Below are 18,760 nucleotides of genomic sequence, written 5' to 3' on the forward strand. Positions count from 1 at the left end.
CGGAAACCCCCTTTAGGACGAGAGGAGGTCATGTGAGGGTGCTGGTGGAAACACTGATCAACGGGGTGTAAGTGTTGAGGCTCGTGGTAAGGTCTTTCAAGCTCACGCCGTTCGAGGAGGAGACTGATGTATTAAAAATAAGGCTTTACGCACAGAGTGATGAGCAATGGAGGGAGATGGAGGTTGACGTGAATACTAGGGAGTCTAATGGAGGGAGATTACTTGAGAAAATGCTCGAAGTAGCCGGCAACCAGCTTGTAACATGGCTGGCTAGGGAGGGTGAAGCTGGTTGCTATAGATTTGTCAACGCAGAGGCACCGGGTGTAAGCATCACTCTAGGCGAAGGCTCGGTGGAGGGCGTTGAGACGCTACTTGCTTTGAAACCCTCGCACCTGATCCGTGTACGTCTGGTGAGGTTTGAAGAACCAGAGAAGTATCATGTTGTCTACGAGTTTAAACCGTCGAGGGAATCCATGGTCTACGAGGGCTTCATAACTGTCAAGAACCCTGAGCTACGGTACGACCTGATACTGGTGGACACGGCTGAAGACACTAGGATAATACTGCCGCATGAAATGGTACTACCCCAATTGAAGCTAGGTGAGAAGCGAACTAGGAGAACCAAGAGAAGGAGGAAAACTAAATCTTCAAAAGCCGGGAAGAGGAAGAAGAGTAAGTCTAAGAGTGGCAAGAAGCGTAAAAGCAGGAGACGGAGGAGGTGAAGGATATGCCGGTACATATAAAGGCTTCCCCAGGAGAAATAGCTGAGAACACTATAGCTGTAGGTGACCCTGGACGCGTCGACCTCTTATCAGGCATCCTTGAAGATGCCAGGGTGGTTAACACCCATAGAGGGTTAAAGACCGTTACCGGATTCTACAAAGGCAAGAGGGTTACCATTGCAACCCATGGAATAGGGGCCCCAAGTGCCAGTATAGTTTTCGAGGAACTATATCAACTCGGTGCCAGACGAATAGTTAGAGTGGGAACAACCGGTGGCATAAGGCGTGACACAAGGATAGGAGACGTAGTTGTAGCGACTGGTGCCATGTATGTTCAAAACGGATGCGGACTCGGACAATACATCCCTGGGTTATGCGGTGCCTCCTCACCGGACCCCGTGTTAACCACCAGGATAATGGAGGCGTTAAGCAAGAATGGATTGAACTTCAAGAAAGGCCCTGTGTTCTCGAGCGACGCATTCTACGCAGAGGACCCATCCTTCGCCGAGAAAATGTCCCACTACGGCGTCGTAGCCGTAGAAATGGAGGCAGCAGCGCTCTTCACCCTTGGCTGGATGCGTGGATTCGATACCTCCTGCGTCCTCGTGGTCAGCGATGTACTCCACGGTGAAGAAGCAATGAAGAAGTATTTAACCACCGAGGAGCTCGCCGAGGTATTCCTGAAGATTGGAAAAACAATCATGGATGTCTTCCACGATTACTACTGAGAGGTGGTCGAGATCCTCCCGGATGTGAAGGTATACGATACCCTTTCAAGAGGCCTCAAGGAGCTGAGGCCTGTTGAACCAGGCATAGTTAAAATGTATGTATGCGGCCCCACAGTGTACGATTACACACACATAGGGCATGGGAAAACCTACGTAATCTACGATGCTTTCAAGAGGTACTTATCCCTGCGGGGCTACCATGTAGTGCACGTGATGAATATAACCGATATAGACGACAAGATCATAAGGCGCTCTCACGAGGAGGGCAGGGATTGGAATGAGATAGTGGAAGAATACACACGTGACTATATATCAGCCCTCGAGAAGTTGAATGTCAAGGTAGACCACCATCCACGCGTCTCAGAACACATTGATGAAATAATACGGTTCATCCAGGGACTTATAGACAAGGGATACGCGTATGTCGCGCCAAGCGGAAGCGTCTACTTCGACGTTGACAAATACGAGGACTACGGACGCCTCTCAGGCCGGGAGAGCAGGGATACATGGGGGCAGGAACAGGAGTTTCTATCCGAGAAGAAGAACCCATACGACTTCGCTCTCTGGAAGGCGGCTAAGCCTGGTGAACCATACTGGGAGAGCCCGTGGGGCAAGGGAAGACCCGGGTGGCACATAGAGTGCAGTGTCATGAGTAGCAGGTACCTTGGCTCCAGGTTCGACATACATGGGGGAGGAACAGACCTAATATTTCCCCACCATGAGAATGAGAGGGCGCAGAGTGAAGCGTACTTCGGCTCAAAGCCGTGGGTTAGCATATGGATGCATTCAGGGCTAGTGATGGTTGGCAAGGATAAGATGAGTAAGAGCCTGAAGAACATTGTACCGTTGAAGGAAGCATTCGATAAATGGGGTCCCATGCCTCTGAGGCTCTGGTACCTTTCCACACACTATAGGAAGCCCCTCTACTTCTTCGAGGAGGCCCTTGAGAACGCGGTTAAGCTGTATGAGAGGCTTGTGACCGCTGCTCAACTGCTGGGGAAGCTGAGCCGTGAGGCGTCTGGACTCCACTACGCCCGTGACGAGGATCTGAAAGTATTCAGCCAACTAGTCTCACTCCATAGACGCTTCCATGAAGCATTAAGCGACGACTTCAATACCGCGGAGGCCATGGCGGCTGTAAACGAGTACCTTACAATACTGTTCAGGGACATTCAACACAACCCGAGACATCTACTGGTCTCCACGAGCATTAAGCTCCTCAGGGAGTTCAACAGTGTCCTAGGCGTGCTCGACAAGGAGCTGGAAGCCGTAGGAGAGGCTGAAGCACTGCTGGATAGCGTTATCGGCATCCTCGTGAATGTTAGAAGAGAGTTGAGGAAGAGGGGGCTATACGATCTCTCGGATGCCATAAGGAGCGATCTATCCAAGATCGGTATACAGTTGATGGATAAAGGCCTTGAAACAAGCTGGATAAGGGTTAGAAGAAGTGAACATTAGCTCCAGCAGGAAGTGGCGGAGCAGCGAACTGATAGCACTAGAATACCTAGAGAGACAGGGATTCAGGATAGAGGAAGCCAGGAAGAAGATAAAGGTTGAAGGAGTAGAAATAGGGGAAGTAGACGCCGTAGCCGTGTCAAGGAACGGAGTGAAATACGCCGTTGAAGTAAAAGCCGGAAGAGTAGATGTAACCGGTATTAGACAAGCATACGTTAACGCAGTCCTACTGGGTTTAAAACCCCTCGTCGTCGCCAAGGGCTATGCAGATGACTCAGCCGCTGCTTTAGCAAAGGAACTCGGGGTGGAAGTAATAGAGCTCGGAGACCAGTACCTTGTCGACGCCGAAGAACTCGAGGTCATAGTTGAGTCAGCTGTACAGGGCTTCATCAGGAGGATACTCGATGTACTAGTTAAGGACGAATCCGTGCCCCCGCAGGATCTAGAGGTAATAGATGCCCTAGCCAGATCCCGCGATATAAAAGAGTTCGCCGACGCATTGAAGACCAGCGTGGAGAACGCCATGAGACACGTAAGGAGGATTCAAGCCAAAGGATTACTCCCAGAGGATACGAGGAGCTTCAATGAGCTGAAACTGTACGCACAGCTCACTGTGCTGAGAGAGAAGGTGAAACTACTTGGGAAAATACTTTCCTCATGCACCCAGCAACCCGGTAAGTAACCCTACCATACACCTCCACAATCTTCCAAGCATTTCCCCCGACTCTTCGAGAAACGGACACATGCCTTGAACCAGCACCTCAATAGCTCTCCAGCCAGCACGATATCGCATCCCCTGTCAGGCTCTACAATGATGTAGCCTTCGGAGAAGCCCTTGAAGAAGCCACTGCATCCAATATCCCTGAGAGCCTCCTCAACCGAGCTCTTGCTTGGTTCACGTAGAGGGCTCCCCTGACCCTCAAGCCCAAGCGAGATCATTCTCCAGCATGTTTCCCCATGAGTATAGAGGTTAGCCATGCATGCCGATGGGAAGTATTTAAGCCCCTTCCTCCTAGCGTAAGCAGCTATCTTCTCCTTTATGTCTGAGACCTCTACTCCATATTGAACCCCTGCACGCAGTTTCCCCAAGGGTATTTTGATGCGTTTCTCTATCTCCCTTAGATCTACACCGGTGTCTCTCAGTCTATCAATGATCCCTCTACTCACCCTTAACCCGCCTGCAACGACACCTATCGCACCGTGCTCAGCCGCCTCATCTATTATTTCCTCGAATTCCCACTCAGTTATACCGGGAATTACGGGTCTTAGAAACAGCAGGGGCTTCAATCCCGCTTCACTCATAGTTCTTATGGATTCAAACCTGAGATCCGGCTTAGGTGCGTTTCTCTCAAGAATACTGGAGTACCTGAGGGATACTATGGTGACAAGCGGTGAGATACCTGGATCTATTTCCGCAAGCTTTGCCGCCGTGGTTTTCGATACATATGCCTTTGTGGAGAACTGTATGTGGTTCCCCATGTATCTCTTCACGGCCTCAATGTATTCCAGGGTTCTCTCTAAGACCGCTGGATGCAACGGCTCCGTCACGCTACCTAAAGCTATGAGCGAGCCCTCTCTACCCGGTAGGAAATACCTGTTGTTAAGCAAAGCGTAGACCAATTGCACTCCGCTTAAAGGATACGGCTTTATAGAGTCAATGGGAAACCCCATGTCACCTATGTAGCAGTATAGGCATCCCATCGTGCACCCGATTCCAGTGTGAATAGTGAAGCCACAGGGCCTCGGCTTCCTCTTGGAATGCGGGTCCCTCAACGCCTCCTCTCTCTCACTGTCACCGAGTAACGCCGACACCCGGTCTCTGAGCCTAGCCTTAAATTCAAGATAGTATGAGGCGACACCTGTCAAAATACACCACCACATAGCAGTCGTTCACTGGTCGGCCATCTAGACTGACCTCCCCGCCCTAAAAAGAGGTTTCCTGTTTAGGGGGTCCACGGGTTCCCCTGCATCTATTCGGGTTTACACCCGTCATCTACGGGGCTTTCGGTTGTAAAGGCATGCGTGACGCAAGGCTATGTATATGCAATGGATTCTGCACCGGGGCTTTCCCATGCTACGAGTCGTTGTTTCGCTGAAGCGGTTGCCCGTGCCCATTAGCACGGGCTTCTCCCTCCGATACCTCATCTACCAGTACCTCATTGGGGGCTGCATCGGCGGGCACCACTGGGCCCACCCCACGGGGAATGATGCGGGAGAGCCCCTCCCATTCACCGCCACGCCTCCAGTGCTTCCAGCAGCTAAACCAGCCTAAAACCTTCACCTAGCGAACAGTCCTTGATGGTGCTTGCATCTGCGACTACTCTTTCTTCTCCGCCTTCTTCTTCTCTCCACACTTCTTCTTAGCCTTCTCAGACATCTCCATCACCGTTTTTAGAGATTTCAATCCAAGTATTTAAAAACTTTACCGAAACAGCCCCGGGGAGCTATGAGGATGCACTAGATAAAAAGCTGGCTTCTCATAGATACATGCTGGTCGCCGGCCAGGCGTTTAAGTAGAGCAAGGTGTAGGGAGTTGACTGCGGACTTCATACGCCAGATAGTGAACCCGGTTTTAAACAAGTATATGACAAGCCTCGATGCATCCAGAGTCCTAGGCGAGGTTAAAAGGTTGTTCCAGCAGGGTGAGGACACATACAGGTTCAGCGTATATAACGGGGATCCACGCAACATCGCAGTGTTCCTGAAAAGCGACATATTCACCAGGATAGTGGACATACTTGAGTCCTCGGGCTTCAGCAGCCTGTTAACCGAGATACTTGTGGAAACCAAGAAGTCCTATGGAGATATAAAGGAGGTTGAGGAAGCAGTCGACGAGGTATTGAGCAGATTGAAGACTGAGAAAGGAAGGGTTGTCGAGGTTGACCCACTGCAAACAATTGAATCCATGTTGAGGAACACAGGCCTCTTCAAGTCTGTGGAACTAGGGGGCGGGCGGCTCACAGCTGAAACCGACACCGGCTGGATCCTGCAAGTTACAAGAGGCAAGAAAGGCTACAGGGTTAAAGCAGTATTCACAAGGAGCTATAGTAGGGGTAAGACTAGTGAATTAATCGGGGAGGTGGTGAGGCTTGCCGAGTGGATTAGTAGTCTTCGATTGTGACGGGGTCCTCACTGAGAACCATAGCAGCTGGCAGGTGCTCCACGAGTACTTCGGGAGCCGTGACAACAAGTACTTCGCCGACCTCTACAGGAGAGGCTTGATATCTTATCTCGACTGGATGAAGATAGATATAGCGTTAATGATACACTCATGGGGAAAACCCATAACCAGGGTGAACGTTGAAGACGCCTTATCAAGGGTTAAGGTTAAACCTGAGGCCAGGAGAGTGGTTGAAGCACTCAACGAGATGGGCTACATCGTGGCCGTCGTGAGCAGCGGAATAGATGTACTGGTAGAAAGAGTCTGCAGAGAGGTAGGCGTGGATCTATGCTTCTACAACAAGCTGAGGTTCGAGGACGGAGAGCTGGTGCCCGGTGGAGAGGCCCTGGTACCATTGAGGGAGAAGCCTAGAGTTATAAGAAGCATAGCCGAGAACCTTTCCATTAGAATAAGCGACACATACTATGTGGGTGACAGTGAGTGGGATATAGATGTGTTCAGGAGTGTAGGCCACTCCATAGCTGTTGAACCATGCGGGGAGGCATGCAGGCATGCGGAGCAAGTAGTGTCAAGCCTTAGGGAGATACCTGATGCATTAAGGAGGATTCATGGAGTGGGGAATCAATTCAGCGCCGGGAAATAATGAAGCGCGGGGGCTCTATCCATTCGCTTTTACACCTAGGGCATCTCGAAGGCTTCCTCGGTCTTCCAAGATCCTTGAAGACATAGCCGCACTTCCTGCAACGCGGAGGCTCCATAAGCAATACTTCACTGCCACCGGATTTAGCATGTATGCTCTTTGCGAGGTGCAGCAAATCCTCGTACACCTCCCTGGGCGTCGCATTCAACTGCAACATGCTTATTATCTCGTCAACCGTCAGCGGCCTCTCCACTTCCCTCAGCAACCTGGCTATTCTCTCCCTGGTGGTTTCAAACCCGCCCTCCACTTCCACCGCCCTCGGTGAAACCGAGGAGTGACAGATGGATTCCGCCTTTCAGTGTGGAGAGAGCATGAGCCATGGGTCTCCGCCTTGCTTGCCAAGCGCCCCCTGCTCGGTGTATTGTTAAGCTAGATGAGCCTCACTAGCTTAGCCAGCTTGTCGGCCAACTCATCCATATTGACATCGTAGAAAACCAGCTTCTTAAGCGTGGAGCGGTGACCGTACACTATATCGATCCTTGAGACCGGTATCTTCAGCTCCCTTGAGAAAAACTTCACCAGGGCTGCGTTCGCCCGCCCCCTCTCAGGAGGCTCAGAAGTATAGAATACTAGTTCATCCCCTTCCACGGTGAGAAAGTCCTCGGATTCACCTGGCTTAACTCTTATTGAGAGGATGATGCCATGGGAGGATTCAGTGAGATGTTTAAGGATTGTTTCACGTATTTTCTCAAACAACTGGGTCAACTGTATCCCCGTTTCTAACTCTATGCCTGCATCCGGGATAAAAGTCTTTTCTTCCCTGTGTTCCCCGTGAGCAGTGTACATGTGAAAACATGAGGGCCCTAGGGCGGAGAAATCAATCTATAAAGCATCGTCAACGAGTGGTTGGATCACTCTTCAACACCTCTATAAGAGCCCTGGTGTCAGCCTCTATCTTCAGCCCCCTGGGGTCGAAATGAGTGCGGGATGCCTTGATGCCAATAGACCTTAATGTATCTATTAGTTCCTCGTACTTAGGCATATTCCTGCCTAGGATAGAGCACAGCTTATCTACTCTCACATATGGGTTGTTTAACTCCACCTCGTTTTTAAGCATGCTGAGGATCCTCCTGGTGTCCTTTGTAAGCCAGTTGACGCTGCCTGCTTCGTCATGCAGCCTGTTAACGAAGTCTTTATCGCCTAATCCACATATCCATATTTTACCTATGGGAACGGGTTTCTCGCCACTCATGCAGGTGACGTCGTTGAGGTCGCTGAGTGTTTTCACATACCCTCTCTCAAGGGTTGAAGGACAATACCATATGTATCCGAGGCACTCTGTTGATAACCTGTATGCCTCGCCCGCATTCCTCCTGGTCTCCAGGAAGACCCTGTAGTAATGTCTATGCATGAAGACGAGTAGTGGCTTAACGGATGTGTCGAGGGCTGCTGCCCGCTTAAATATATATGTGATAAGGAGCCTGGCCCCTATCTCCTTCTCGAAATCCGTGTCGACGCATGTGAACCAGTACCTTCTCAGGGTCTTCCTGAAGTGGCTGCAGGTGAGAGGTGCCGTATCTGTAGCTGAGACGCCTATCACAGCCTTCTTGGCAAGGGGCTTAAACACGGAGTCCAGGAAGGGGGCGGGCGACCCGTAGGGGTCTAGGTCTACATAGTCGAAAGGTATGCCCGTGAACGTTAAATTGTTGAGTAGTACGTTAGCCTCCTGAGAGTAGACTTCCACCTTTCCGTTTCCGAGCTTATTCAACTGAATATTCTTCCTAATGTAGTAGACGGCCCGTGGATCCACGTCATTTACTATTCCTTCACCACCGCTCTCCACCGCTATGCGGATGCCTCGAACACCTGTGCCTGCCAAGGAGTCTATGAAGGTGAATCCATGTGAGCCATGGAGAACCCTCAGCACAAGGACTGTTGCATCCCTGCTCACCACTGCAGATGGATTATAGAAGACTGGCATCCATGCTGGCTCAATCCTGCCATCAGGCCTCGTGTATTCCTCCATCCTTGGGACAGCGAGCTTCACTAAACCCTCTGTGACCACCTCTTCACGGGGGTTAATCAAGGCCGTCACCCTGAACGCGTTGGGGAGTCGCCTCTAAGGATTACGTCGGCTATCTGCTTTACACGAGACCCCATGATCTCCCTGTTCTCCACCGTGATCACGATCCGCTCAGCGTCTTCAAGCCTGCCGAGTATCTCCCGGTCACTCAACCTGTAGTGCACGACTAGCACTACGGGTTTCCCTGATTCAAGGGCTTCGAGAATCAAGGGTTTGAACAAGGGGATCTTTAGCTCCATGGGTCCAACCTCGTCGACACCTATGACGTCGGCCTCTCGGAGCGCACGCTGCAAAGCGTTCCCTATGAGCCTCGAGGCCTCCTCAAGCATCACCGTGTAGGAGCCCACCCTGATAGAGCCATGGGCACCCCTCTTGGCGAGCCATGCCTCGTCACCTGAGAGTAAGTCCACGATTTTGAAACCTACCCTGACATCGTGCTCCCTCACCTCAGGGGCCTTGAAGCCGCCTACAACTAAGCCCCTGGCCCTTAACTCTGAAACCAGTCTCTCAAAGAATGTTGACTTCCCTGCCCCCGGATGCCCCGTGATAACTATCTTAGAGGAACCCATGCTGCCCACCCAGTTGCAAGCCTATGGAACCATGCTGATGAGGCAACTGCTCCTCCGGGAGGATTACTCACTGCGGAGGCTTTTCAAATCACTCTTGGTCTCTATGGTTACCAGTCTTGAGCCGGTTGTTCTAGCTATTTTCTCAGCGTTCTCCAGCTTCTCTGCTTTCTCCTCGACTCCGTCAAGCCTTGTCACAGTTATTGTATCCCTCCCCTTTGCGACAATGTCCACGGGTGTCCTAGAGAGTTTCACCACTAGATTGCTCAGCCTATTGAGGAGCCTCCATATTGTTTCCTCTATTTCATCGCTGAGCAACGGCTCCTCCCTTATATCGTCCAGTGCCGGTGCTTCTATCTTATCGCTGAAGATATCTATTTCATCGAAAACGTCTTCCCCAATGACTCTTGCCAGCTCTATCCCTTTCTGGAGGGATATCATTAGCTCCCCCTTCTCATACATATAGATCGTCTTCCTGCTTACACCCAGCATTTCAGCTAGCTCACCCCTTGTGAGGCCTATTTCCTTCCTCTTCTCGTGTAGTCTGCTTGCAGAAAGCTTTAACAGGTAGTTTCCCTTAATGTTGACCACTATCGGCTTGTTGTTTCTGAGCAGATAGTTGTTGAGTAGCTCTGGTGTAACTATGTTAACGCCGTTTCTAACGTAGACCACGTCGTCTTCCAGCTTTCTCCCACCGTTCCTCTCAGCTACTATAAGTGTGCTTGAATTATATGCTACACCGGATTTCTTTAAATCATCCATCTCCATTCCCGAGAGATCCCTGAGGTCCCCTGAGATCTTCATGAAGACCCTTGTATCCCCTTTACATGCAACGATATCGATGCTCCTGGCTACATGTGGATACGACAATAGCTCTACCCTAAATCCAGCTCTCCTCAAAGTCCTCGAAACATCTTCGGCTATGTTCCCCGCGCCGGTCTCCCAGCGCAAAACAGACCCCAAATGTAGTGATATGTTAAAAAGAGGATTTAATATATTCAGGCGTGTTTAAGCTACTGTTTCCTCCGGTATGTTGCGTATATCATTGCATGGTCTCTATCATAGGGTTCCAGGTGCACGACGTCAACTATTTCAAAGCCCCTCTGCTTAAGCGTCTCTATCTCCCTCCGATATATCTCGCTGGGCTCCTTAGTTACATCGATGCTTCTGGCCTTCACCGCTAACAACAAGTAGCCGCCGTCCTTCAGGAATAGCGAGGCGTTGTCCGCCACGATGGATGCCTGCTCGGGCTGTGCTACGTCAGCGTAGAGCCCGTCAACGGTTTCCACCACGTGCCTGTATTCATGTGGCTTCCTGGCATCGCCCAGTATCGGGTATATGTTCCTCCTCACCTCGGCAACTAGCACCAGCTCCCTCATCACTCTCGGCGCGAACTCGACACCGTAGATCCTGCCCTTTAATCCAATTATGTCTGAGATATGGCTAGCCGTGGTGCCAGAGGCTATGCCAAGGTAGAGTATCCTATGGCCCTCCCTTATCGGCTGGTCGCTGAGGCCGTTGGCTAACGCGCCTGCAAGCTTACTCCTGTACAGGTTCCACTCCCTGTACTCCACGTCTCCAACCCTGTAGAGTTTCTCGCCGTAGACCCTGCGTCCCGGAACCAGGTTCCGTGTTGCAAGCTTCAGGCTTCCGTCCTCCAGCTCCACAACGTATACGCCGTAGTATTTCTCATGTGGTTTAACGGATAATGGTTGACTCATCTAGCTCACCTCCCACCCTTCTTCTTAAACTTGTGCGGGGGCTTCGGTTTCTTTTCCTCCTCTTTCCTGGGCGGCGGCTTGGGGTAGAGTTTCTTTATTTCCTCAACTCTCTCCTCGAATTCTTTCACAAGCTTATCTCCCACAAGCCTACCGCTGAAGTAGTCTACTTTAGCCGCTATAGAGAGCTTTGCTGCGAGAGCCCTCGCTATCTTCCCTCTCTGCCATCTAGGACTCTTATGTATGTGGGGATGCTGGAAGATCACTCCGTGCTTCGGCGGCTTCCCCCCGGTTCTAAGCGCCCTGAACAACGCCTTCTCCGCGCCTAGAACCTGGATCGTGCTAGCTGGCAGTTTGGCAAGCTTCTCAAGCCCCCCAGCGAGGCTTAACAGTCTCGCACCGAGCTTCGGGCCTACTAGGGCCGCTATGTTGGGGGCAACCTCCTTCATCACGGCGTCAATGTACTCGTCAAGGGTGTCGCGTAACCTGTAGAGATCCAGTATTATTCCAGCCAGCACCTTTATATAGTTCATGTCGAAGTCGCTTAAGTCGGCACCTATGCTGCTCCTAGCTGCGTCAGCGAGTTTCTCAGCCTTCTCCCTACCGTACCCTAGCTTCACCAGGTTCTCAACAGTATAGTTGGAGCGATCCCCTAGCTCATATACCAGCTTAGCGTACTCGGGGTGCTCCTTGACGAGCTCGTCTAGCTCGGGGAAGTGTATACTATACCATTCCCTCAGCCTTGCAACATAGAGGTTTATCGTTTTATCTATGTCGTCTATGGCTCTTATAGCTTGGACGGCCAATAGATCCCTCTTCTGAGCCTCCCTTCTCAGCTTCCTCCTCGTATACTCCAGCATTATCTCGTGTAGCTTATCGAAGAACTTCTCAGGTGAGTCAACGAATCCAACCTTCACTGCGAGCTCCTGTATACTGTCCCTTGCCTTAACGAATACAGCACCACCGGGGACGACTTCAGGCGTTAACCCATGTGCCGAAGCTATCTTGGCTGTCGCAAGGGATTCAACAACTACGTTGGCTACGCCTAGCTCTTTCAGTTTACCTAGTACCTCAGAGTGCTGTGGCGTAGACTCCCCCCGCTCTATGTTCAGCAGGTATTCCACCGTGTCGTCAACGCTCTCAGGAGACCTGGCGTAGACTAGTATAGAGCCTTCATCGTTTAAAGCGATCACTCCTATCACGCTTTCAACAATATATGCCTTACCCATCACCTAACACCCAATCCAACTAACTCCAGGGTCGGCCAACCCTCCCCTTGCCCCGAGGCATGGTTTAACCCATGCTGTCTCGGAGCCTGCCGTCTGCCCTCCACGGCCTCCGCCTCACCTATGGTTCACCGGCGGCTGTCGAGCCCGACGGCGCAGGCTCCCATCAATGCTCAAGGCTTTAAAAATGTCTCCGACACCTATAAACTTTTCCAGTAGCATTTAAACCGGTTGGCTGCCCTGCTAGTTGTAGACGCGTGTAGGGTCAGCCGTTATTTGAGCTGGTTGCCGGCCGGTGGAACCATATTTAAATATCCCTGAAGCATTACTCTACTGCTAGGTGATTGATGAAATGCCCAGCCACGGCTCGTTAACGAAGGCGGGAAAAGTCAGGAGCCAGACCCCGAAGATCCCGCCTAAGCCTAAGAAGAATAAGCCTCCCAGGGTCAGGAACAAGTGGGAGTATGTTAGAAGAGTGGAAAACCCGCCTAAGGAGGCTGCTTGAAAACCCTTAGGGTTTTCCCAAGTGGCAGCTTAAACCGGCTTCCTTCATGATTCAATAAGGTTTTGGCAACGGGAAAACTACTCGAGATCCAGGTGCTTGCCAAGCTTCCTACTAAGCTTCACCAGCATATCCTTAACCATTGCTTCGAAACCCCAGTCAGGCCTCCAACCCCATTCTTCTCTCGCAACAGAGTCATCCAGTGACTTAGGCCATGAATCGGCTATGGCCTGCCTGAAGTCGGGCTCGTACTCTACTTCGAAGCTGGGTATGTATTTCCTGATCTCATTGGCCAGCTGCTCCGGCGTGAAGCTGAATGCGGCCACATTGTATCCCACCATGAGTTTAAGCCTGGATCTATCAGCCTCCATTAACTGTATCGCCGCCTTCACCGCGTCAGGCATATACATCATTGGAAGCATTGTATCCTTTCTCAGATAGCACTTGTACTTCTTGCCCTCAAGCGCATAGTAGAATATTTCAACAGCGTAATCCGTGGTGCCGCCTCCTGGAAGGGCTTCACTGCTTATTATACCGGGGTACCTGACCCCCCTCACATCGACACCGTACTTCAGGAAGTAGTATCTCCCAAGTAGCTCTCCAGCGTATTTCGTTATACCGTACATGGTAGTTGGATCCATCACAGTGTACTGTGGTGTGTTATACTTGGGTGCGCTGGGACCGAAGGCCGCTATAGAGCTAGGCCAAAACACCTTTATACCGTGCTCCCTGGCAGCCTCGAGCACATTGATTAATCCATCCATGTTGACCCTCCATGCCAGCATCGGGTTTCTCTCCCCGGCCGCTGAGAGTATGGCGGCTAAGTGATATATCGTGTCCACATTGTATCTTTCAATGACTTTTTCAAGGGAACCCTTATCCAGGACGTCTACTTGCTCGACCGGTCCATCCAGTAACTCAGGTGCCTCGGGTTTCCTCGAGTGGTAGCCTGCTACAACATTGTACTTGCCATACCTATCTCTGAGGGCTGGCACAAGAGCCGAACCTATCTGGCCTGTCGACCCCAATACGAGTACCCGGGGCATGCCTCCATCACTCTCCATGCTTACACTATGCCCAGTCTCCTGCCATGCTTCTCATATGCTGCGAGAGCCTTGTCGAGGTCATCCCTCGTGTGGCCAGCGTTGACCTGGTTTCTTATCCTCTCCGTACCCCTAGCCACCATCGGGTACACTATTGGCACAACGAAGACTCCCTCATCGAAGAGAGACCTCGCAAGCTCACGCGTCTTCTTGGTGTCACCAATGATGACCGGTACTATTGGTGTCTGACTCTTCCCGGTGTTGAAGCCTATGCCCTCAAGCCCCTTCTTGAAGTACTCCCTGTTCTCCCACAGCCTCCTTATCCTCTCCCGTCCCTCATCACTCATAACGATCTCCAAGGCCTTCAAGTTGGCTGCTGCCACTGCCGGTGGGAAACCAGTGCTGAGCAACCATGATCTAGCCCTGTTCCTAATGTACTCTATAACCTCGTGGTCTGAGCCTATCATTCCCCCTGAGGAACCCAGGGCCTTAGAGAACGTGCCCACGTGGAAGTCTACTTCCTCCTCCACCCCTAGGTGTGCTGGGCTCCCACGTCCCTCGCCGAGCACTCCTTCACCATGCGCGTCGTCAACGTAAAGCATTGCATTGTACTCCCTAGCCAGCTTAGCTATCTCCCTCAACGGCGCTATGTCTCCATCCATTGAGAACACTCCATCGGTAACTATGAGTATCTTCTTGTATTTCCCGTGAACCTGCCTGAGTTTATCCTCTAAATCGGATGGGTCACAGTGCTTGTATATTACTTTCTCGGCTCTTGAAAGCCTTATTCCATCGATAATGCTTCCATGGTTCAACTCATCCGACAATATGACGTCTCCCTGCTCCACTATTGCTGGAATAGTTCCGGCGTTAACTGCGAAACCCGTGGGGAAAACCAGTGCTGCCTCAGTTCTCTTGAACTCCGCTATCTTCCTGTGCAGTGCATCCAGTATTTCATGGTACCCGGCTATAGCCCAGACCGCTCCAGGCCCCCAGCCGTACTTCTCCATTGCTTCGACAGCCGCCTGCTTAAGCCTGGGGTCGTTGGCCAGGTTGAGATAATTGTTCGACGCCAGCACCACTACTTCTCGTCCATCCACTACTGCACGCGGCCCAGCTGGACTCATTAATCTCTTTATCTCCCATATCTCTCCTCTTTCAATCAGCTCCTTGAGCTTTAACCCATAGTACTCCTTTACCCAGGGCCTCACCATACGTATACCACCATAGACATATTTATGGTATCTACGCATAATTATTTATATCTTCGCATCCCCAGCGAGCAAGCTTAGCTCTCACCTATATTAGGCGAGCACACTATATTCCCTCACACGGTGGTTTCATGGAGCTATACTACGGGTACAGCGGTAATGTAGCAGTAGCATTGAAGAGCATTGGCGCCGAGCCAGGAGATAGATTGAGAGTGGTCTTAAAGGATGGATCAGTGTTTGAAGGAATACTCATGCCCCGTCAAGCACTCTACTCAAGTAGACCCATATTGGTCCTCAAACTGGACAACGGCTACAACATAGGGTTGAACATCGGCGAGATCGGTGAGGTAAGGCTCTTATCGAAGAAACACGACCACAAGCACCCGGTGGGCATCGGAGTGAAGGAGGTTAGCGGACTACCCAGGGTAACCCTCCTGGGTACAGGAGGCACAATAGCGTCGAAGGTGGACTACGAGACAGGGGGTGTGACACCGGTTCTCACACCGGGTGAAATACTTGAATGGGTGCCTGAACTAGCAGACATAGCCGTCTTCAACGCCAGGGAGGTTATGAGCGTCTTCAGCGAGGATATAGAGCCATCCCACTGGACCCTTATCTCACGGGAAGTCTACAAGGAGATCCTCAGCGGTGTCGACGGGGTTGTGATAGCCCATGGAACAGACATGATGTCCTACTCCGCGTCGGCACTAGCGTTCTCGATAACCGGTAAACCAGTCCCCGTGGTTTTCGTGGGGTCCCAGAGAAGTAGTGACAGGCCTAGCAGTGACTCCGCGTTCAACCTGCGTGCCGCCTTCATAACTGCATCAAAAGCCCCGTTCGCCGAATCCGTTATCGTGATGCACGGTGAGACCTCGGACACATATGCACTGGCCCATAGAGGGGTGAAAGCTAGGAAAATGCACACCAGCAGGAGGGACGCCTTCCAGTCGATTAACGATAAGCCGCTAGCCAGGATCAACCCTGACACAGGTGAGATAAGGATCATTGGAAGGATCATTGAGCACCGCGACAAGGGTAGAGAAGCCGTGTTAAGGGATAGATTCGACGATAAAGTGGCACTGGTTAAAGTCTACCCAGGCCTACAGGGAGAAGTACTAGAGACACTGATAGACAAGGGTTTCCACGGGATAGTCCTAGAGGGAAGCGGTTTAGGACACATGCCGAACAAGCTTGTACCCACTATAGCCAGAGCCGTTGACAACGGTATACCCGTCGTGATGACTAGTCAATGCCTCTTCGGCCGTGTAAACCTCCACGTGTACAGCACTGGTAGAAGGCTCCTGGAGGCTGGAGTCATACCAGGCCTAGACATACTTCCAGAGACAGCCTATGTGAAGCTCTCCTGGATCCTCGGCAGCATCTCAAGGGACCCCGAGGAGGTTAGAAAAGTATTCCTCACGAACATCGCAGGCGAGTTCAATGAGAGACACACACTCGACCTCTACCCGAGGTGGAACCATGGCTGAAATCAACTACAGGGAGATAGGGCTGAAAGTAGGCTTAGAGATACACGTCCAGTTGGATACCGCTAGGAAACTATTCTGTAAATGCCCCACAACCCTTAGCGATGCTCAAGGAGTCCCCGAGTTCACACGCTACCTCAGGCCGGCGAAGAGTGAAACCGGGGAGGTCGACGCAGCCGCATTATTAGAGTGGAGGAAGAGTAAGAGATACGAGTACGAGGCTCCACAGGAGTCCAGCTGCCTTGTTGAAGCAGATGAAGAACCTCCCCACGAGATAAGTGAGGAGGCATTGCTGACAGCACTTGCTGTTGCACGTGCAATGAACATGAGAATCATAGATGAAATCCACGTCATGAGGAAGATAGTCATAGATGGAAGCAACGTCAGTGGCTTCCAGCGTACAGCACTGGTAGCCGTAAACGGCTTCATACTGGATGAAGACGGGAAAATAGGTATCCAGACACTCTGCCTCGAGGAGGATGCAGCGAGAAAGATAAGTGAGTCGGAGGATGCAACGAGATACAGGATTGATAGACTAGGTATACCGCTGATAGAGGTGGCAACAGCCCCAGATATATATGACCCTGAACAGGCCATGCGGGTGGCATTAAAGATAGGGCAATTAATCAGGTTAACTGGTAGAGCAAAACACGGATTAGGCACGATTAGACAGGATTTAAACATCAGTATCAGGGGCGGGGCCAAAGTAGAGGTCAAAGGGGTGCAACACCTCTACCTCATCCCGAAGGTCGTGGAGAATGAAGCGTTGAGACAGTTAAGGCTACTGGGGTTACGGGACGAACTAGTTAAGCGGGGTGTTAGGCCAGAGGACATAGTGTTCAATATAGTGGATGTCACAGAGGTATTCAAGAATACGGCGTCGAAGATCATTAGGAGGGTTCTCTCAACGCCTGGAGGCGGCGTCTACGCTGTAGTACTGCCGGGATTCAAGGGGCTCCTCGGCATGGAGCTCCAGCCTGGCAGAAGGTTTGGGACAGAGCTAGCGGACTATGCAAGGGTATGGGGAGGTGTTGGAGGCATCTTCCACACTGATGAGCTGCCTAACTACGGGATAACCGAGGAGGAAGTACGTGCACTGTATGGGAAAACACATGCTTCACCTGACAGGGACGCCATAGTCATAGTAGCCGACGCCTCGGAGAAGGCTGTTGAAGCATTGAAAGCTGTCGTCGAAAGGGCTAGGATGGCGCTCACAGGGGTCCCCGAGGAGACCCGTGCAGCGAACCCTGACGGCACAACAAGGTACATGCGTCCGAGACCGGGCTCGGCGAGAATGTATCCTGAGACAGATATACCACCCATATATGTCACACCGGAACTAGTGAGCAAGGCAGGGGAACTAGTGCCAGAGCCCCCCGAGAGGAAACTCGAGAGATTTGTTAGGGAGCATGGTCTAAGCGTGGAGCTCGCAAAGGCTATTCTAGGGGATTTAAGACTGGATCTATACGAGAAGCTTGTGAAGAAGTATAGTGGAAGAATCCCCGCATCCGTGATAGCGTCAACACTAGTCAATGTGATACCATCACTGAGGCGTGATGGAGTACCAGTTGAAAACATAGATGACGACTCAATAGAGGGCGTCCTAGACATGGTGGCCAGGGGTGCGGTAGCCAAGGAGGCCATACCAGAAATCCTGGCTGGAGTCGCCAGGAATCCAGGAAAGCTGGTCGAGGACATTGTACGAGAGCTGGGCTTAAGCACCGTGTCCCTTGAAGAGCTGGACAAGCTTATAGATGAAGCAATCGCGAGGAACAGGGAAAAGATAGAGGCGAGAAGGGAGAAAGCCTTCCAAATAATTATGAGCGAGGTCATGAAGACTGCCAGAGGAAAAGTGGATGGTGGACTCGTGGCTGAAAGAGTGAAAGAGAAATTAAAGGGTTTAACCGTGTAATACTACACGGCGATGACGAGTACTCCCGTCAATGAATGATGATTAGAAGGCATTTGGCTGAGCAACCACTGTTTCCCTTCGCCCTGGATATTCACCCTCATCTCCTTCATGTTTACTCATATCCAGGGGCTTCCATCACCGCATAGTACGGGCGCCCCAAGCCCTTGAAACCCATCCAGCAACCATACAAAATAGAGGCAACCCGTAAACCAAGCTGCATGGAGAAAGATGACCCTTCACCAGTGCCACCGCTGGAAAGCTTAAATGTTGCGTGAGGAAATACCTATGGTAGTAGGCATGGATGATGTGAATCCCCGGTGCGAGCATCAGGCAATGAGCTCTATACGAG

The 18,760-nt window shown here is 51.4% G+C and carries 19 protein-coding genes; 9 read left to right on the forward strand and 10 right to left on the reverse strand.

Annotated elements, in window-relative coordinates:
- The first annotated feature begins 71 nt into the window (after positions 1-71).
- Genes DESMU_RS04320 through DESMU_RS04335 form a run of 4 tightly spaced genes read left to right on the forward strand, consistent with a single transcriptional unit; the run spans position 72 to position 3,587 of the window.
- Positions 72-722: a hypothetical protein gene (locus DESMU_RS04320; RefSeq protein ID WP_148222811.1), complete on the forward strand. Its 651-nt coding sequence runs from the start codon at positions 72-74 to the stop codon at positions 720-722.
- A 5-nt stretch (positions 723-727) separates the two neighbouring features.
- The gene (locus DESMU_RS04325; RefSeq protein WP_013562380.1) at positions 728-1,450 is read left to right on the forward strand and encodes a purine-nucleoside phosphorylase; all 723 of its coding nucleotides are present in this window, start codon (positions 728-730) and stop codon (positions 1,448-1,450) included.
- 3 nt (positions 1,451-1,453) lie between these two features.
- Positions 1,454-2,908 (forward strand): cysteine--tRNA ligase, encoded by a 1,455-nt coding sequence (gene cysS, locus DESMU_RS04330; RefSeq protein ID WP_013562381.1) that lies wholly within the window; start codon positions 1,454-1,456, stop codon positions 2,906-2,908.
- A complete protein-coding gene (locus tag DESMU_RS04335) occupies positions 2,898-3,587 on the forward strand; it encodes a recombinase RecB (protein ID WP_013562382.1) in 690 nt (229 codons plus the stop codon). Before cysS ends, DESMU_RS04335 begins: the two co-directional genes overlap by 11 nt.
- A gap of 2 nt (positions 3,588-3,589) precedes the next feature.
- Here DESMU_RS04335 and DESMU_RS04340 read toward each other — a convergent pair whose 3' ends face one another.
- Positions 3,590-4,771, reverse strand: coding sequence for a radical SAM protein (locus DESMU_RS04340; protein ID WP_013562383.1), 1,182 nt, complete (start codon positions 4,769-4,771; stop codon positions 3,590-3,592).
- Positions 4,772-5,438: 667 nt separating this feature from the next.
- Here DESMU_RS04340 and DESMU_RS04345 point away from each other — a divergent pair.
- Complete coding sequence (locus tag DESMU_RS04345) at positions 5,439-6,026, forward strand: hypothetical protein (RefSeq protein ID WP_013562384.1); 588 nt, start codon at positions 5,439-5,441, stop codon at positions 6,024-6,026.
- On the forward strand, positions 5,995-6,669 hold the full coding sequence (locus tag DESMU_RS04350; RefSeq protein ID WP_013562385.1) for an HAD-IB family phosphatase: 675 nt from the start codon (positions 5,995-5,997) through the stop codon (positions 6,667-6,669). Before DESMU_RS04345 ends, DESMU_RS04350 begins: the two co-directional genes overlap by 32 nt.
- Here the strand turns inward: DESMU_RS04350 and DESMU_RS04355 are convergent.
- The 7 genes from DESMU_RS04355 to DESMU_RS04385 form a co-directional block, all read right to left on the reverse strand.
- Positions 6,653-6,973, reverse strand: coding sequence for a transcriptional regulator (locus DESMU_RS04355; RefSeq protein ID WP_013562386.1), 321 nt, complete (start codon positions 6,971-6,973; stop codon positions 6,653-6,655). The two genes, DESMU_RS04350 and DESMU_RS04355, sit on opposite strands and share 17 nt — an antisense overlap.
- A 122-nt stretch (positions 6,974-7,095) precedes the next feature.
- A complete protein-coding gene (locus tag DESMU_RS04360) occupies positions 7,096-7,431 on the reverse strand; it encodes a DUF167 domain-containing protein (RefSeq protein WP_048078899.1) in 336 nt (111 codons plus the stop codon).
- Positions 7,432-7,561: 130 nt separating this feature from the next.
- The gene (locus DESMU_RS04365) at positions 7,562-8,761 is read right to left on the reverse strand and encodes an RsmD family RNA methyltransferase (RefSeq protein WP_245526398.1); all 1,200 of its coding nucleotides are present in this window, start codon (positions 8,759-8,761) and stop codon (positions 7,562-7,564) included.
- Positions 8,758-9,318: an NTPase gene (locus DESMU_RS04370; protein ID WP_013562389.1), complete on the reverse strand. Its 561-nt coding sequence runs from the start codon at positions 9,316-9,318 to the stop codon at positions 8,758-8,760. Before DESMU_RS04370 ends, DESMU_RS04365 begins: the two co-directional genes overlap by 4 nt.
- 63 nt (positions 9,319-9,381) lie before the next feature.
- A complete protein-coding gene (locus tag DESMU_RS04375) occupies positions 9,382-10,266 on the reverse strand; it encodes a helix-turn-helix domain-containing protein (RefSeq protein ID WP_013562390.1) in 885 nt (294 codons plus the stop codon).
- 62 nt (positions 10,267-10,328) lie between these two features.
- Positions 10,329-11,036 carry a fibrillarin-like rRNA/tRNA 2'-O-methyltransferase gene (locus DESMU_RS04380; protein WP_013562391.1) on the reverse strand — a complete coding sequence of 236 codons (708 nt, stop codon included), beginning with the start codon at positions 11,034-11,036 and terminating at the stop codon, positions 10,329-10,331.
- Between the two features lie 5 nt (positions 11,037-11,041).
- Positions 11,042-12,262, reverse strand: a complete 1,221-nt coding sequence (locus tag DESMU_RS04385; protein WP_013562392.1) for an rRNA biogenesis protein Nop56/Nop58 — start codon at positions 12,260-12,262, stop codon at positions 11,042-11,044.
- Positions 12,263-12,611: 349 nt separating this feature from the next.
- On the opposite strand from DESMU_RS04385, the gene DESMU_RS04390 reads away from it, so the two are divergent.
- Positions 12,612-12,764 (forward strand): 30S ribosomal protein S30e, encoded by a 153-nt coding sequence (locus DESMU_RS04390; RefSeq protein WP_013562393.1) that lies wholly within the window; start codon positions 12,612-12,614, stop codon positions 12,762-12,764.
- 77 nt (positions 12,765-12,841) lie between these two features.
- On the opposite strand, the gene DESMU_RS04395 is transcribed toward DESMU_RS04390, so the two are convergent.
- Positions 12,842-13,807, reverse strand: a complete 966-nt coding sequence (locus tag DESMU_RS04395) for an L-threonine 3-dehydrogenase (protein WP_048813506.1) — start codon at positions 13,805-13,807, stop codon at positions 12,842-12,844.
- A gap of 20 nt (positions 13,808-13,827) precedes the next feature.
- Positions 13,828-15,018 (reverse strand): aminotransferase class I/II-fold pyridoxal phosphate-dependent enzyme, encoded by a 1,191-nt coding sequence (locus DESMU_RS04400; RefSeq protein ID WP_013562395.1) that lies wholly within the window; start codon positions 15,016-15,018, stop codon positions 13,828-13,830.
- Positions 15,019-15,146: 128 nt separating this feature from the next.
- On the opposite strand from DESMU_RS04400, the gene gatD reads away from it, so the two are divergent.
- Positions 15,147-16,502, forward strand: a complete 1,356-nt coding sequence (gene gatD / locus DESMU_RS04405; protein ID WP_013562396.1) for a Glu-tRNA(Gln) amidotransferase subunit GatD — start codon at positions 15,147-15,149, stop codon at positions 16,500-16,502.
- Positions 16,495-18,411 (forward strand): Glu-tRNA(Gln) amidotransferase subunit GatE, encoded by a 1,917-nt coding sequence (gene gatE, locus DESMU_RS04410; protein WP_013562397.1) that lies wholly within the window; start codon positions 16,495-16,497, stop codon positions 18,409-18,411. The genes gatD and gatE overlap by 8 nt, the downstream gene beginning before the upstream one ends.
- Positions 18,412-18,760: the final 349 nt, after the last annotated feature.

Origin of the sequence: Desulfurococcus mucosus DSM 2162 (assembly GCF_000186365.1) — an archaeon.
Lineage (GTDB): Archaea > Thermoproteota > Thermoprotei_A > Sulfolobales > Desulfurococcaceae > Desulfurococcus > Desulfurococcus mucosus.

Excerpts from the sequence above, each read along its gene's own strand:
- DESMU_RS04325 (WP_013562380.1), top strand. The coding sequence starts at position 728 with ATGCCGGTACATATAAAGGCTTCCCCAGGAGAAATAGCTGAGAACACT.
- DESMU_RS04370 (WP_013562389.1), bottom strand. The coding sequence starts at position 9,318 with ATGGGTTCCTCTAAGATAGTTATCACGGGGCATCCGGGGGCAGGGAAG.
- DESMU_RS04380 (WP_013562391.1), bottom strand. The coding sequence starts at position 11,036 with ATGAGTCAACCATTATCCGTTAAACCACATGAGAAATACTACGGCGTA.
- DESMU_RS04385 (WP_013562392.1), bottom strand. The coding sequence starts at position 12,262 with ATGGGTAAGGCATATATTGTTGAAAGCGTGATAGGAGTGATCGCTTTA.
- DESMU_RS04390 (WP_013562393.1), top strand. The coding sequence starts at position 12,612 with ATGCCCAGCCACGGCTCGTTAACGAAGGCGGGAAAAGTCAGGAGCCAG.
- DESMU_RS04395 (WP_048813506.1), bottom strand. The coding sequence starts at position 13,807 with ATGCCCCGGGTACTCGTATTGGGGTCGACAGGCCAGATAGGTTCGGCT.
- DESMU_RS04400 (WP_013562395.1), bottom strand. The coding sequence starts at position 15,018 with ATGGTGAGGCCCTGGGTAAAGGAGTACTATGGGTTAAAGCTCAAGGAG.
- gatD (WP_013562396.1), top strand. The coding sequence starts at position 15,147 with ATGGAGCTATACTACGGGTACAGCGGTAATGTAGCAGTAGCATTGAAG.
- gatE (WP_013562397.1), top strand. The coding sequence starts at position 16,495 with ATGGCTGAAATCAACTACAGGGAGATAGGGCTGAAAGTAGGCTTAGAG.